The 13,057-nt window shown below is 59.9% G+C and carries 16 protein-coding genes and 1 pseudogene; 14 read left to right on the forward strand and 3 right to left on the reverse strand.

Translation table 11 applies throughout. From position 1 onward, the window contains the following. A partial coding sequence (locus tag A3OI_RS22245) for a transposase (RefSeq protein WP_177313725.1) occupies positions 1-206 on the forward strand: 206 nt, incomplete at its 5' end. Here A3OI_RS22245 and A3OI_RS22250 read toward each other — a convergent pair. After that, positions 203-910, reverse strand: coding sequence for a YncE family protein (locus tag A3OI_RS22250; RefSeq protein WP_081622959.1), 708 nt, complete (start codon positions 908-910; stop codon positions 203-205). The genes A3OI_RS22245 and A3OI_RS22250 overlap by 4 nt on opposite strands. After that, entirely contained in the window at positions 798-1,610 is an 813-nt protein-coding gene (locus A3OI_RS21280; protein ID WP_018405217.1) for a YncE family protein, read from the reverse strand. The genes A3OI_RS22250 and A3OI_RS21280 overlap by 113 nt, the downstream gene beginning before the upstream one ends. A 305-nt stretch (positions 1,611-1,915) precedes the next feature. On the opposite strand from A3OI_RS21280, the gene A3OI_RS0115815 reads away from it, so the two are divergent. The 13 genes from A3OI_RS0115815 to A3OI_RS22255 all read left to right on the forward strand — a co-directional run bounded on the left by A3OI_RS0115815 (position 1,916) and on the right by A3OI_RS22255 (position 12,722). Continuing rightward, positions 1,916-2,134 carry a heavy-metal-associated domain-containing protein gene (locus A3OI_RS0115815; RefSeq protein ID WP_018405218.1) on the forward strand — a complete coding sequence of 73 codons (219 nt, stop codon included), beginning with the start codon at positions 1,916-1,918 and terminating at the stop codon, positions 2,132-2,134. A 2-nt stretch (positions 2,135-2,136) separates the two neighbouring features. After that, positions 2,137-2,784, forward strand: coding sequence for a cytochrome c biogenesis protein CcdA (locus tag A3OI_RS0115820; protein WP_018405219.1), 648 nt, complete (start codon positions 2,137-2,139; stop codon positions 2,782-2,784). Positions 2,785-2,822: 38 nt separating this feature from the next. After that, the gene (locus tag A3OI_RS0115825; RefSeq protein ID WP_018405220.1) at positions 2,823-5,252 is read left to right on the forward strand and encodes a heavy metal translocating P-type ATPase; all 2,430 of its coding nucleotides are present in this window, start codon (positions 2,823-2,825) and stop codon (positions 5,250-5,252) included. Positions 5,253-5,633: 381 nt separating this feature from the next. Next, positions 5,634-6,167: a gamma-glutamylcyclotransferase family protein gene (locus A3OI_RS0115830; protein ID WP_018405221.1), complete on the forward strand. Its 534-nt coding sequence runs from the start codon at positions 5,634-5,636 to the stop codon at positions 6,165-6,167. Beyond that, positions 6,164-7,186 carry a lysylphosphatidylglycerol synthase transmembrane domain-containing protein gene (locus A3OI_RS0115835; RefSeq protein WP_018405222.1) on the forward strand — a complete coding sequence of 341 codons (1,023 nt, stop codon included), beginning with the start codon at positions 6,164-6,166 and terminating at the stop codon, positions 7,184-7,186. Before A3OI_RS0115830 ends, A3OI_RS0115835 begins: the two co-directional genes overlap by 4 nt. Beyond that, positions 7,167-8,417, forward strand: coding sequence for an MFS transporter (locus A3OI_RS0115840; RefSeq protein ID WP_018405223.1), 1,251 nt, complete (start codon positions 7,167-7,169; stop codon positions 8,415-8,417). Before A3OI_RS0115835 ends, A3OI_RS0115840 begins: the two co-directional genes overlap by 20 nt. After that, positions 8,414-8,986 (forward strand): gamma-glutamylcyclotransferase family protein, encoded by a 573-nt coding sequence (locus A3OI_RS0115845; protein ID WP_018405224.1) that lies wholly within the window; start codon positions 8,414-8,416, stop codon positions 8,984-8,986. Before A3OI_RS0115840 ends, A3OI_RS0115845 begins: the two co-directional genes overlap by 4 nt. Positions 8,987-9,076: 90 nt before the next feature. Then, the gene (locus A3OI_RS20530) at positions 9,077-9,574 is read left to right on the forward strand and encodes a MerR family transcriptional regulator (RefSeq protein WP_018405225.1); all 498 of its coding nucleotides are present in this window, start codon (positions 9,077-9,079) and stop codon (positions 9,572-9,574) included. Positions 9,575-9,602: 28 nt separating this feature from the next. Further along, positions 9,603-10,001: a heavy metal-responsive transcriptional regulator gene (locus A3OI_RS0115855; protein ID WP_018405226.1), complete on the forward strand. Its 399-nt coding sequence runs from the start codon at positions 9,603-9,605 to the stop codon at positions 9,999-10,001. Between the two features lie 101 nt (positions 10,002-10,102). After that, positions 10,103-10,411, forward strand: coding sequence for a heavy-metal-associated domain-containing protein (locus A3OI_RS0115860; protein WP_018405227.1), 309 nt, complete (start codon positions 10,103-10,105; stop codon positions 10,409-10,411). Next, positions 10,401-11,315, forward strand: coding sequence for a transporter family protein (locus tag A3OI_RS0115865; RefSeq protein ID WP_018405228.1), 915 nt, complete (start codon positions 10,401-10,403; stop codon positions 11,313-11,315). Before A3OI_RS0115860 ends, A3OI_RS0115865 begins: the two co-directional genes overlap by 11 nt. A 34-nt stretch (positions 11,316-11,349) precedes the next feature. After that, positions 11,350-12,270 carry an NHL repeat-containing protein gene (locus A3OI_RS0115870; protein ID WP_018405229.1) on the forward strand — a complete coding sequence of 307 codons (921 nt, stop codon included), beginning with the start codon at positions 11,350-11,352 and terminating at the stop codon, positions 12,268-12,270. A 176-nt stretch (positions 12,271-12,446) separates the two neighbouring features. Further along, complete coding sequence (locus tag A3OI_RS22255) at positions 12,447-12,722, forward strand: multicopper oxidase domain-containing protein (RefSeq protein ID WP_228703013.1); 276 nt, start codon at positions 12,447-12,449, stop codon at positions 12,720-12,722. Between the two features lie 102 nt (positions 12,723-12,824). Here the strand turns inward: A3OI_RS22255 and A3OI_RS23450 are convergent. After that, a pseudogene (locus tag A3OI_RS23450) lies at positions 12,825-13,057 on the reverse strand (integrase); the annotation flags it as partial.

The raw sequence follows: 13,057 nt of genomic DNA on the forward strand, positions 1-13,057 counted from the left end.
TGCTTGGCAATCTTAAGACCAGCCTGTCGGGGACGTACCATGCCTTCGACTTCCAGAAGTATGCGGCGCGCTACCTCGCCGCGTTCAGCTACCGATTCAACCGCCGCTTTGATCTCAGGGCGCTGCCGACACGGCTGCTCATCGCGGCCGTGCGCTGCGCGCCGCGGCCTCAGCGGGTCATCCGGTCGGCTGAGCTTCATTGCTAATCAGGCAGAGTTTTGATGACCTTGCGAGTGGCTGTATCGATGACATCCAGGGCGTCGGATTTTTGCAGCACTACATAGACCTGGGTGTTGTCCGGGCTTGGCCAGATGCCGTGAGGACCAACGCCGCTATTTTTGATGGTATCGACTTGAACCGGATTGCTGCCATCCTGGGGCCTGCGGAAGACTTTGGTTACATTCTCGCCGCCAACGGTCACATAGGCGTAGTTGACACCGTCAAGTGTCACGAAATTGGGGTGATTCGTGCGCGGACCCGTTTCGAGCACAGTCTTCACGTCCAGCTTGTCGGTATCAATCACCGTGGTGTGGCCCGTAATGGGCTGGCCCAGCCAGACTTCCTTGCCGTCGGGGGTGACTGCCAGATCAGCGGAACCACCGGCCTGCTTCGGAATGGCAATACGATTGGTGATGGTTTGGGTTTTAGTATCGATCACCACCAGTTCATTGGTGAACAGATGGTTGACGTACGCCCGTTGCCCATCGGGACTGAATACGACCTTGGAAACACCCTTGGCCGTGACAACCCGGTTGACACGCTTACCGCTGTCGATATCGAAAATCTCAACAGCATTTTCACCGCAGACCGCAACCCAGGCAGTTTTTCCATCGGGGCTGATAAATCCTTCGTGCGGGGTGCGGGGCGCGCCCCGTGCGCATTGTCTGTACGATTGAATTGGAGCCCGCATCAATCACCTGGGCTGCGTTGGAGGTGACACTGATCGCCAGTAAATGACGGCCATCCCGGGAAAAGCCCAGACCGTGCACATTCACCTCATTGGTATCGACCGGCCCGAGTACCCCGTCCAGGCGCTGGTCGCCCAACGGCAAGGTGCCGAGAACGGTGTTGGTCGCGGGGTTAATAACGGTAAGGGTATTGGAAGTCTGGTCGGCGCTGTAGACCCGGTCCCGGTTGGAGATGGGTTGGGCGGGACCCATTGTCGGAGCCTGATTGACCACATCGTTTGTGGCGGTGATGTTGAAGGCTTTGAGGGCGACTTTGCCGTCAACGGCAATTGGCTGGTCGACATCGACTGAGCCCGGACCAAACTCATAGACCCCGGCCTTGCCGGTATCTCGATGCAGCATAGCGAACAGCTTCTCGCCAGGTTGGAGCGGTCGATTCAATATGACAATGACATCGCTATGCCGTCCTTTCGTAATCCGGGTAAACCCGACAGAATTCGGCACAACCGGTTTGCCTGCGGCGTTGCTCTCGTGAATGACAACAAAACCGTTCTCGCCCATGGTAACCGTGGGAATCTTGACAACTCCCGTCACGTTGCTCGGTTGTGCGGTGGTTTCCAGTGACGACGTACCGGCTGCGAGAGTCAGGCCGCTGAAACCGAGTCCGAAGATAAGTAATGATGAGGTGATGATGTGTTTCATTGTGATACTCCTTGAAGTCAGTGGGCAACATTATCCGGTAATCTCGGAACGGTACGCTCATGCCATGTCAACGAGCCGGAGACTACAGGAATAAAAGGCGTCATCAATGCAGGATTTATTCCCAAGTATTATTTAACCGACCCGGTTTTCGATGCGTGTGACCGCGCTCAGGCTCGGTTAACCCCCAGTGGTAAACCCACCAAAAAAATCTCCTTGACCTTGAGTTGGCTCCAGGTTGTATTGTTCTCCTGAAGACGTATCTAACAAGGCGGCTTTCCCACGCCGCCCGACTTCAGGAGCGAGTCATGAAAACCACGGTACTGACTATCGACAGCATGCACTGCGAGGGCTGTGTGCAGATCGTTCAGCATTTGCTGGAGCAGCAGGTTGGCGTCAAGGGCTGCTCAGTGTCCTTGGACTTGAAACAGGCGCGTATCGCGCACGACGCCGACCAGGTTTCAGCCGAGACCCTGGCCGAGGCCGTACGGGCAGCCGGCTATAAGGCAACGCCCACGGAGCGCTAAGCATGGATTTGCTACAAAGCCTGCTGTTGGCGATAGGGCTCGGACTCTTGGGCTTCGTGGAACCGTGCTCGGTCGGCAGCCATTTGATTTTTCTGAAATTCCTGGATCGGCTTCCCAAGCGCCAGCGCTGGCTGCAGACACTGATTTTCACGGTTGTGCGGGCCGTCTTCATGAGTCTGCTCGGCGTACTTGCCGCCTTGATTGGCGCACGTTTTCTGGGTGTGCAGCATGGCCTATGGGTCGTTCTCGGCAGCGTTTATGTGGTGCTGGGACTGGTTTATCTCGCCGGCGGTGCGCCCTGGATAATTCGGCAGATGAACCGTCTGCTTCCGCACATTTCCCCCGCGGCGGGCGGCGTGGGTCTGGGCGCTGCATTTGGGCTGAATGTTCCGGCCTGTGCAGCGCCGCTATTGGCGGTCCTGCTGGGCGACGCCGCCGCGCAGGCAGCCACGGGCTCCGGTGTGGCCTACGGCGCTTTGACGCTATTCGTTTTTGGGCTGGCAATTTCCAGCCCGCTAATACTAGCCGTTTTCACGCGTTCCGGGCGCCGCCTGCTGACCGCGATTGCGCGCCTTGCCGGGCGCATGCCGCGCTGGACCGGTGCGGTACTGGTCGCTCTGGGTCTCTGGTCCATCACCTTGGCGTTTTGATCTAGCACGCGCTTCAACTTATAACCGGAGGTATCGTAATGACACACACCACAACCCACACAGACGGCTTCGAGCCATGGAGCGAAGAGCCAACTGACCGCCAGGGCATCAACCGCGTGCGGGCTCATATCGGAGGGCTGCATTGTTCGCTGTGTACCGGCACCATTGAGCGCGCGCTGGGCAGCAAGCCCGGCGTGGAGCGCGTCGCGGTCAGTCTGACCCACGAGCAGGCGCTCGTGGAGTATGACAGTACCCAGGCCAATGCCAGGGATCTGATGGGTACGCTGCAACAGATCGGCTATACGCTGAGTGATCCGCGCAAGGTCGAACCTTTCGAGCGCCAGGAAAAAGCGCTGGCCATCGAACGCAACCGTTTCGTGGTTGCCCTCGCCATGAGCCTGGCCTCGGTCGGACTCATCGTCGACGCCACCACGATCTGGACCCTCGGTCTGTCAGCGGTGGTCTATGTCAGCCTGGTCGGGTTTGGTTATGCGGTACTGCGCGGTCAGGGCACGACCACCGCACTCGCGGGCAGCAGTGGCCTGGCCGTGGGCGGACTCGTCTTATTCGCCCTGCGTGCCGGTGGCGTGCTGACCGGTTTTGAGTCATTGCTGGTCGCAGCGCTCGCATTGGGCATCATGTTTGGCGTTGCGCGACATATGCTGGTCATGGCGGTACAGGCGCTGCGACGGGGCATTCTCAATCAGCATGTGTTGGTGGAAATCGGCGCGTTTGCGGGACTGATTGGCGGTGCCATTGGGCTCGTTCTCCAGCCTGAAGGCTATCCCACCGCCGCGTTTTTTGCGGTGTCGGTGATGGTCCTTACCTACCACATATTCTCCGAATGGTTATCGCTGATTGTGAAAACGCGCAGTGCACAATCGGTTAAACGATTGCTGGATTTGCAACCCAATACGGCACACGTCGTCACTGAGGGTGACGAACGGGATGTGCCTGTAGAGCAAGTGGCATCCGGTATGCAGGTGCGGGTACGACCCGGCGAGCGTATCCCGGTCGACGGTATCGTTATCGATGGCGCGTCCGCTGTGGATGAGGCGCTGATTACCGGTGAGTCCATGCCCGTTGATAAATCGACGGATGATACCGTCGTGGGTGGCGCGATCAATGGCAATGGCACGCTTTTGATCCGGGTCACGGCGGTCGGCACCGAGAGCTTTCTCCACCAAGTGATCAGCAGCGTCGAAGACGCGCGTGCCCTCAAGCCCGGCTTGCTGCATATCGTGGATCGCGTGCTGCAGGTCTATACGCCCACCGTCTTGACCATCTCGATCCTCGCCTTTCTGGCGTGGACCTTGGGGCCGTTGTTATTTGGGACCGATCCCCAGTTTCAACGTGCGGTGTTTGCCGCCCTGACGGTACTGGTTATGGGCTATCCCTGTGCGGTCGGTATCTCGGCGCCGCTGTCGATTGTACGAGCAGCGGGTGAAGCCGCGGATAAGGGTGTGTTGATGCGCACCGGCGAGGCCTTTCAGGCACTGCGCACGGTGGATGCGGTCGTGTTCGACAAAACCGGCACACTCACCGAAGGCCGACCCGCGGTGCGGTCTATTGAAAGTCTCGACGGCGACGACGACGGCTTGCTGGCGATCACGGCAGCGGTCGAGGCGGCGTCCGAGCATCCACTGGGCCGGGCCGTGGTCGAGGCCGCGCTGGAACGGGGCGTAAACTTCCCCGACGTGGAAGATTTTCAGGCCGAGTCCGGGCGTGGGGTGACCGCTCACATTAATGGCGAGGTTATTCGGATCGGCAGCCCGGCGTTCCTGGATTCGCTGGGCATCGATCTGAGTGCGCTTAGAGATACCATAGAAGCCGCCGAGCAACAGGGCCATACGGTGATCGTCGTGGCCCGCGGTCATCGATTGCTTGGCGCGATCGCCCTGGGTGACGCCCTGCGCGCCGATACCATTGACACCATCGCCAGACTCCACGAACTCGGCATCCGGACGATCATGCTCACGGGTGACAACCAGCGCACCGCCCGTTACATCGCTGAGCGTGCCGGTATCGACGACGTTCATGCCGGCGTGCTACCGGCCGACAAGGCCGAAGTACTGCGTGCCATGCAACGTGAGTCGCGCATCGCGATGGTCGGCGACGGCATCAACGACGCCCCGGCACTGATGCAGGCGGATGTCGGCATCGCCATGGGCAGTGGCACTGATATCGCCATCGACGCCGCGGATATCATTATTCTCAACGGTCGTGTGGGTGCGGTCATTACCGCCTGGGAAATCAGCCGCTGGGGTTATCGCAAGATGCTGCAGAACGTGAGTCTGGCCTTCTTATTCAACGGTATCGGTATTCCATTAGCAGCCACCGGCTTGATCTACCCGGTCTGGGCCATGGTTGCCATGGCCACCAGCGTGACGGTGATTTTTATCAATTCGCTATGGCAGCGACCGGACATATTTTTCGATGCCGTGGCGAGCGTGGGTGATCGAACCTGAGGTACGAGCATAGAGCGCTTGAACCTCCAGCGACTGGAGGCCTGAGTATAGTATATGGTTGTCGATTGCGCAGGCTGAGGTCTTGTACCCGCCTGATGCTGGCCACTTCCAATAGCAATGGAGACTGGAGCATGAACACACCATCCGAAAGCGCCGACAAGCACCGATATACCTGCCCGAAGTGCGGCTGTGAGTTCACACGCCAGGAGGGTGAGCTCGAGGTATGCAAATGTTCGGAATGCGACAGCGAAGTCAATACCCGTGAACAAGCGTGCAACTGTTGCTGACCGCCTTTGACGTCAGCGCTCAAGCAATCTGTCCGGCAATGGTGTATCGCTCGTTGGTGGACAAGTCGTCGCCGTCACACAAAGGAATAATGCTATGACTCCCTTTTTGTGGTCCATTTGCCGCCAGTGGGTAAGATTGCGGCGTGGGCGCGTTCCACCCCCGGCCATGCCGGAAGCTCCAATCTGGTACTTCGCTTTCGGCTCGAACATGAACGAGTGGCTATTCCGCGAGCGCCGGCACATGCGCCCGATCGAGACGCAGATCGCGCGATTGGACGACTGGCGGCTGTGCTTTACCGTGGCCGGTGGTCGCAAACCCGGCCAATCCGCCCCGGCTAATATTGTCGAAGCGCCGGGCGAAACCGTGCATGGCGTGTTGTATCGACTGCCGCTGCACAAATTTGTGCGCCTGGATGCCAGCGAGGGGCCCCAATACGAATATTTGTGGACCGAGGTACTGGACACGCAAGGGCGCGCAGTGCCGGCCGTCACTTTCAAGGTATCCGCCGGAGCGCCGCAAGGCCGGCCTTCGCTGGCTTACATGCGCATCGTGCGGGAAGCCGCCCGGCAGCGCGGCCTGCCCGCCGGGTATGTGGATTTTCTGGACCAAGTGGAAACGGCCACATGAACGGCCGGGCGCGCTGGCTGTCCATCGCCGGGGCCGTAATCGCCCTGGGCGGCTTCACCTGGGTGTTTACACGGATCGACTTGGCCGAACTGCGGGCCACCTTCGCGGGCGCCGACCCTTTATTTCTGGCATTGGTGCCAGCTGTCATCGTCGCCGAACAGTGGGTACGCGCCTGGAAATGGCGGCAGTTGATGTACCCGCTATGCAGCGTCGGCACGCTGCGGTTGTTCGGCGGCATCATGGTGGGCTATTTCTTCAATCTCCTGGTACCGCTCGGCGCCAGCCCGCTGGTGCGTTCCTGGTTGATCGCACGTATCGAGGCGCTGAAAACGAGCACCGTGCTGGCCACAGCTGCCCTGGACCGGCTGATCGACGGGGTGGTCTTCACTGCTATCGTGGCTTTGGTGGTCTTTCTGGCCGCGTTTCCCGACCCGCAGGGCAATATTCGTCTGGCCCTGGTTGCCGGCGGCGGCGCGAGCCTGGCGCTATTCCTCGGCTTGTTGTTTGCGCTCAATCGCCACAAGCGTCAGGTTGCCGCCGAGACCAGCTGGCTGCTGCGCCAGTGCACCCGCTTGCCGCCGCGCATAGCCACCCGGGTGCAGGACCTGATGGTCTCGTTTGCCGAGGGCGTCGTCTGGCCGCGGGAGCGCTGGCGGTGGCTGGCCATCATTGCCGCGAGTCTGGTCATCAAGCTGATCGCGGCCACCCACTTCCTGTGGGCCGGACGGGCTTTCGGTCTCCTCCTGACACCGCTGGATTATTTGTTCCTGCTCGTCTTCCTGGGTTTCCTGGTCATCTTGAATCGATTCGCAAGGGTGCCCGGCGGCTTTCTATTGGGCTCGATATTTGCGCTGGAACTGCTCGGCGTGGGTCGGGAACAGGCGGTGGCCACGGCGACACTGCTGGTCGTAGCCAACATGCTCACGATCAGCCTGATCGGGGCGCTCACCCTGTGGCGTCATGGTGTTACCCTTGCCGAGTTGCGTGCGGAGCCGGCCCATGCCGCAAATCCACCCTGAGACCCGACAGCGATTTCGGCGAATTACCGCGGCCGGCATTTTCTTTCAGGGTGGTGCGGCCGCCGCCGACCCCCGCACGATCGTCGCCGCGTTGGTCGATCGGCTCACCGAAAGCGCCCTGGCAGTTGGCGCCGCGGCGGCGATCCTGCGCTACGGCTGGCTGTTTCCACAGTTGTTCGTCGCCTATTTTGCACAGCACCGCAGCCGGCGGATGCCATTCTACAAGTTCGGCGCATTCGGCCGAGCCGCCTGCCTGGCGGGGGTCGCGCTGGCGGTGGCCCTGGCCGGGCCGTTGCCTGGCTTCCTGGCTGTGTCCGCCTTCTTCGCACTGTGGACGCTCTATGCCTTCGTTAGTGGGATCGTCGCCGTGCCCTATAACGATATTGTGGCGCGTTCAGTTCCCTCAGCAGCTCGCAGCCGTCTGCTGGCCGCGCGTTTTTTCGGCGGCGGTCTGTTGGCCCTGGCGGTTGCCGCCGCGGCGCATGGCCTACTTGAGGTGCTGCCATTCCCCGCCGACTATGCGGCGATCCTGTTCCTCGGGGCACTGCTTCTGTTGGTCTCGACGTTGTCTTTTGTCTGGGCGGGCGAACCACAAGCCCCACTACCACCCTCGGATTCGCATCGCTTCCGCGATTTCCTCCGGCAGGGGTTGGATATCAGCCGCAATGACAGCCATTTTCGATTATTCGTCTACACGGGCTGGTGCGAACGACTGGTGTCGATGGCATTGCCGTTCTACGTGGTCGCTTCGGCTGATTTTGGGATATCCGACGCCGAAGTGGCGCTGTTGCTGGGCGCTCAGACCGGCGGAGCGATTGTTGTCAATCCGCTGTGGGGTTGGTGGGGCGACCGGCTGGGCAAACGCCGCCTTCTGGAGGTCGCGCCGCTGGCGATGCTCGCCTGGTTGAATCTGCCCATGGTGCACTCCGAAACCATGCCCCTGCCGTGGTTCGCGGCCGTGTTCTTCGTCTTGGGCGCCGTCGGCAATGGCGCCACCATCGCCCACCTCGGTTACCTAATGGAAATTTCGCCCGACGACCAGCGCCCAGCCTACAGCGGCTATTTCAACGCCCTGATCGCGCCGGCCGCGTTGGCGCCGATCATCGGTGGCGGGCTGGTGAGTCTAGCTGGCCTCGCGCCGGTATTCGCTGCCGCAGGCGTGGCGGCAGGGTTGCAATGGTTTTTCGCGCGCCGGCTGCGCCCTATTGACGGTAAGGAGATGACGGTATGATGTTACGATTGCGCAAAGCGCTGCGGCGGCAGCTGGCGCGGTCATGGACCCTTTCGCGGCCGTGGTATCGCTATCATGGGCTGCGCGTCGAGGGCCACCCTGACGAGACAATTTGGTACTTCGCCTTCGGCGCCAACATGCACGACAGCGCCTTTCGCGAAAGACGCCGCATGCAACCGCTGGAATGGCGGCCGGGCCGCATTGCCGGCTATCGCCTGCGCTTCAATCTGGAGGGCCGACCGCGCGGCCGCGCCGCGCCTGCCAACATCGCGCCCGATCCGCAAGCGGAAGTCTGGGGTGTGCTCTACCGCATCACACGGAAGGACCTACTATGGCTGGATGCCACTGAAGGTGTGCCCGGCCGCCGTTATCGCCACCTCTGGCTTGAGGCCGAAGACACCGAAGGCCGCAAGCTGCACGCCGTGAACTACATCGCCGAAGGCAAAGCCAGCGACGGCAATCCCTCGCTGCGTCACATCACTCTGTTGCGCGAAGGCGCCCGCGCCCACGGCCTACCGAAGCATTGGCTGCGGTTTCTGGAAGAAGTGCAGCCGGCCGAGACAGAGTGAAACACAAGCTCATTGTCTCGAGTAGCCGGCACTTGAACTTCTAGTCACTAGAGGTTGTAATCTTAAATGAATATTGAACACGGAGTTCCCATGGTGACCTATAGGATCGGCGAAGCCGCCCAAGCAAGCGGGATCAGCGTGCGCACCATCCGCTACTACGAGGGCATCGGCCTGATACCCGAAGCCCGCCGCCACAACGCGCTGTCGCATACTGGCGGCAACCGGGTGTTCGACGAATCTGATATCGGCCGGCTCAAATTCATCCATCACGCGCGCATGCTGGAACTGGGTCTGGATGAAATCCGCATCCTGCTGGAACCGGCGGCCTCGGGCCGTTGCCCGGGCGGGGAACTCGAGTACCAACGAATCTTGCAGAGCCACCTGGAGGATATCGACGAACGAGTGACCCGGCTGCTGGGTTTGCGCCAGCAGATTCAGACCCTGCTGCTGGCCGAGCGCGCCCGTATTGCGCCCAGCGCCTGCGATCTGGCGACCTGCGGTTGCATGGAAGTTGCAGCGCCTTCGACAAAACCCACTGAACAGACCAAAAAGCCGGCTAGCGTCTACGGCTGCGTCTGTTGCCAATGAAAACCTTGTTTTCCAGCGTGGATTGCATATGACGACCTACCTGATCGGCGAAACCACCCGGCGTACCGGCCTCTCGGTCGATACGCTACGCTACTATGAAAAGATACAACTGATGCCGCGTATTGCCCGCGACCCTGGCGGCCGCCGGCGTTATGACGAGCGCGACCTCTCGCAGCTGCGCTTCATCCAGCGCGCCCAACGCTGTAATTTTTCGCTGACGGAAATCGGCGAATTGTTGAAACTGCGACGCGCCCCCGAAACGCCTCGGCCACAGGTACAGCAACTCACCGAGCAAAAACTGAAACAAATCAAAGCCCGCCTCGACGACCTCAAACGACTGCAGTACGAGTTGGAACTGCTGCTTAACCTGTGCCGCAGCACGGACAAGGGCTGTCCGATTATCGAAAGCTTGAATTCGACCGACTGACAGGATGGCCCACTCGGCTTTGATGACACTGAATTAGGTGTTGACCTGGAGGTAACTCCAGGTATTAGGCTATAAGAAGATCCTCAACCTGGACATTGATCATGCTTAAAAAGTTACTGGTTCTCACCACGGGGTTAATGTTCAGTCTATCGGCCTTGGCCGCCAATCAATACACGCTCGGCGTCAAAGGCGTTGCCTGCCCTTACTGCGCCTTTGGTATTGAAAAGCGCCTCAACAAGGTTGATGGGGTGGATAACGTGATCGTTGATATTGGCGACAGCGTCGTGCGGGTCACCCTGGCCGAGAGCAAGACTCTCACCGAAGACAGGGCGCGCACCGCGGTCGAGGAAGCCGGCTTTACACTGGATTCTTTCGAAAGCGCAGAGGGGGAGCAAGCCGATGACCAATAATATTTGCGAGCGCCTTGGGGCCGGAACAACCGCCGTCGCGGCGCTTCTGATAGCACCGTCGCTCGCCCAGGCGGCCCCCAACACCTTCAACACCGCGCTGCCCGTCGCCCAGGGTGAGTTCATCTGGCGCGAGCAGGCCGTAGTACGCGAGCGCTCCAGTGGCGGGCCGCGCGACCGGGACGTCTCCGTTCAGGCGTTAGTCAGTGTGTTGGGGTACGGCATCAACAGCCGCCTGTCTGTATTCGGTGCGGTGCCCTATTTCTTTAATCGGGAGTTAGACGTGACGACTCCGATGGGCCGCGTCAATCGCAGCACCGAGGGTTTTGGCGACGCGACGGTTTTTGCCCGTTATACCGCGTACAAGCATGACTTCACCGGCGGCACCTTTCGGATCGCTCCGGTGGCCGGTATTACCGCGCCTACCGGTGACGATAACGACGGTGACCGCTTCGGCGAACTGCCGCGCCCGCTGCAAACCGGCGATGGTGCCTGGGACGGCTTCGCTGGCGCAGTCACCACCTACCAGACCCTGCAATACCAGGTCGACGCGCAGGTGCTCTATCGCGAAAACGGCCGCCACAATGGCTTTGCGGCCGGTGACGAGACCTATTTCGACGCTTCGCTGCAATATCGGATCTGGCCACGGACATTCACCTCGGGCACGCCGGGATTTGTTTATGCCCTGCTGGAATCCAATCTGGTGCACCGTAACCGCGACGACGTTGGCAACGGCACCGATCCGGACTCGGGCGGCACCCAATGGCTGCTGGCCCCGGGCCTGCAATACATCAATCGGCGTTGGATTGTGGAGGGCACGGTGCAACTGCCGGTCAGTGCCAATCCTAACGGCGACGCTTTGGAAGACGACTACATCGTCCGCGTTGGTTTTCGCCGTAACTTTTAACCGGATCGCTGCTCGATCATTACAGGACTCCGCCATGACATTTCGATCAATCCGCCTGGCCATAGCCCTCGCATTCGTGACATTGCTCTCAGCGTCGTGCGGCATAATCAACTGGAACCAGGAGCCGCCTTACGAACTGGCCGCGAGTTGGGGTGAAAAAGGCAGCGGCCAAGGCCAGTTCAATGATCCAACCGGCATTGCCGTGACAGCTGACGAGGTGTTCGTTGCCGATGCGCGCAATAGCCGTATCCAAGTATTCGACAAACAGGGCCGTTTCAAACGTGCCTTTGGTCAGGACAACCTCGACCGGCCAATGAACCTGTCGGTCGCACTTGGAGGGGTGTACATACCTGATTACTTTAAGGATGTCATCCACGTTTACACACTGGGCGGTAGCCATAAGCGCACCATCGAGGTCGAAGGCGGCTTAAACAGTCCTGGCGGCGTGGCCGTCTACCCCGACGGCACACTGCTCATCGCCGACACCTATGGTCAGCGCATCGTGCATATTGATGCGAACGGCCAAGTGCTGAATAGCTGGAATGGGAAAGGCATCTGGGCTGGCGAGTTTAACTACCCAACCGGTGTAGCGTTAACCGCCGACGGCGGCTTCTATGTCGCTGACGGATACAATGACCGTGTCCAGCAATTTGGTCGCGACGGCAACGTCATTCGCAAGTGGGGCGGGCCCTTTGCACTGAACATCTTTGGACCATTCAAGGGCTGGTTCGCCACCGTAACCTCCGTGGCGGTGGGTCCGGACGGCAGCGTCTTCGTCGCCGACTTCTATAATAACCGGATCCAGAAGTTTACGGCCGACGGCGATTACCTGACCTCCTTTGGTGTCGAATCTGATGGACCGGGTCAGACTGAAATTGCGGTTGCTGTGGATAGGGATGGCACCGTGTGGAGCGTGAATTTCGATGCGAACCGGGTTGAACAGTGGCGGCCGTGATCTCTTATTGACCTTTGAGCTACTCGCAGGTTTAGTTTGAGAGACCAAAATAACGTTATGAGGTTTCAGCCATGGCGAAGATCACCCGATACACGGCAGTCATACTGTTCGCATTTTCGCGTTTTCCGACACCTCGTCCGACCCTGGACGTATGGGCGAATCGGGAATGATGAACAGTGGCTCCATTGATACGGTTGCGCCGCAGTCAGCGCGTCAGGGTCCATATTGAAAACCACCTTCCTGAAACCACAACCGTTCACTGGCATGGGCTGCACGTGCCGCCGGAGGTCGACGGTCAACCGCGTTTTTCTATCCAGCCGGGCGCCACAAAGTCCGTCGGCTTTTTGGTGGATGATCGTGCAGGGCTCTACTGGTACCACCCTCATCCGCAAGGGGATGAGGGTGGACGTGTTGGTTTTCAACCCTATGCCGGACTTGCAGGCTCAGCATGAAAATGATGCGCGGCTTCGCGATCAATGACCGGCAGTTTGAGGGTGCGACGGTCGCCGATGATGAAGTCGTGTCATTGGGCACGACAGGGATATGGGAATTCTTTAACGACACCATGATGCCCACCCGATGCTGGCCCCAACCTTCGTGCGGTCCACCCCGGCAGCTGCGAAGACCTTCCTCGTCACTTCATAAATGGAAGAATGATCTGCCAGCTCGGTATGAGGCGCGAGCATACGCAAAAACAGAGGGTCGTCCTCGGAATTCGTCCGCTCATTGAGAACATACTTTGCAAGCTTCCCAGCGATCACAGGGAGCAACGGAAGCGTCAGCGGAT

Source organism: Marinobacter gelidimuriae (genome assembly GCF_000372805.1).
In the GTDB taxonomy this organism is placed as follows: Bacteria; Pseudomonadota; Gammaproteobacteria; order Pseudomonadales; family Oleiphilaceae; genus Marinobacter; species Marinobacter gelidimuriae.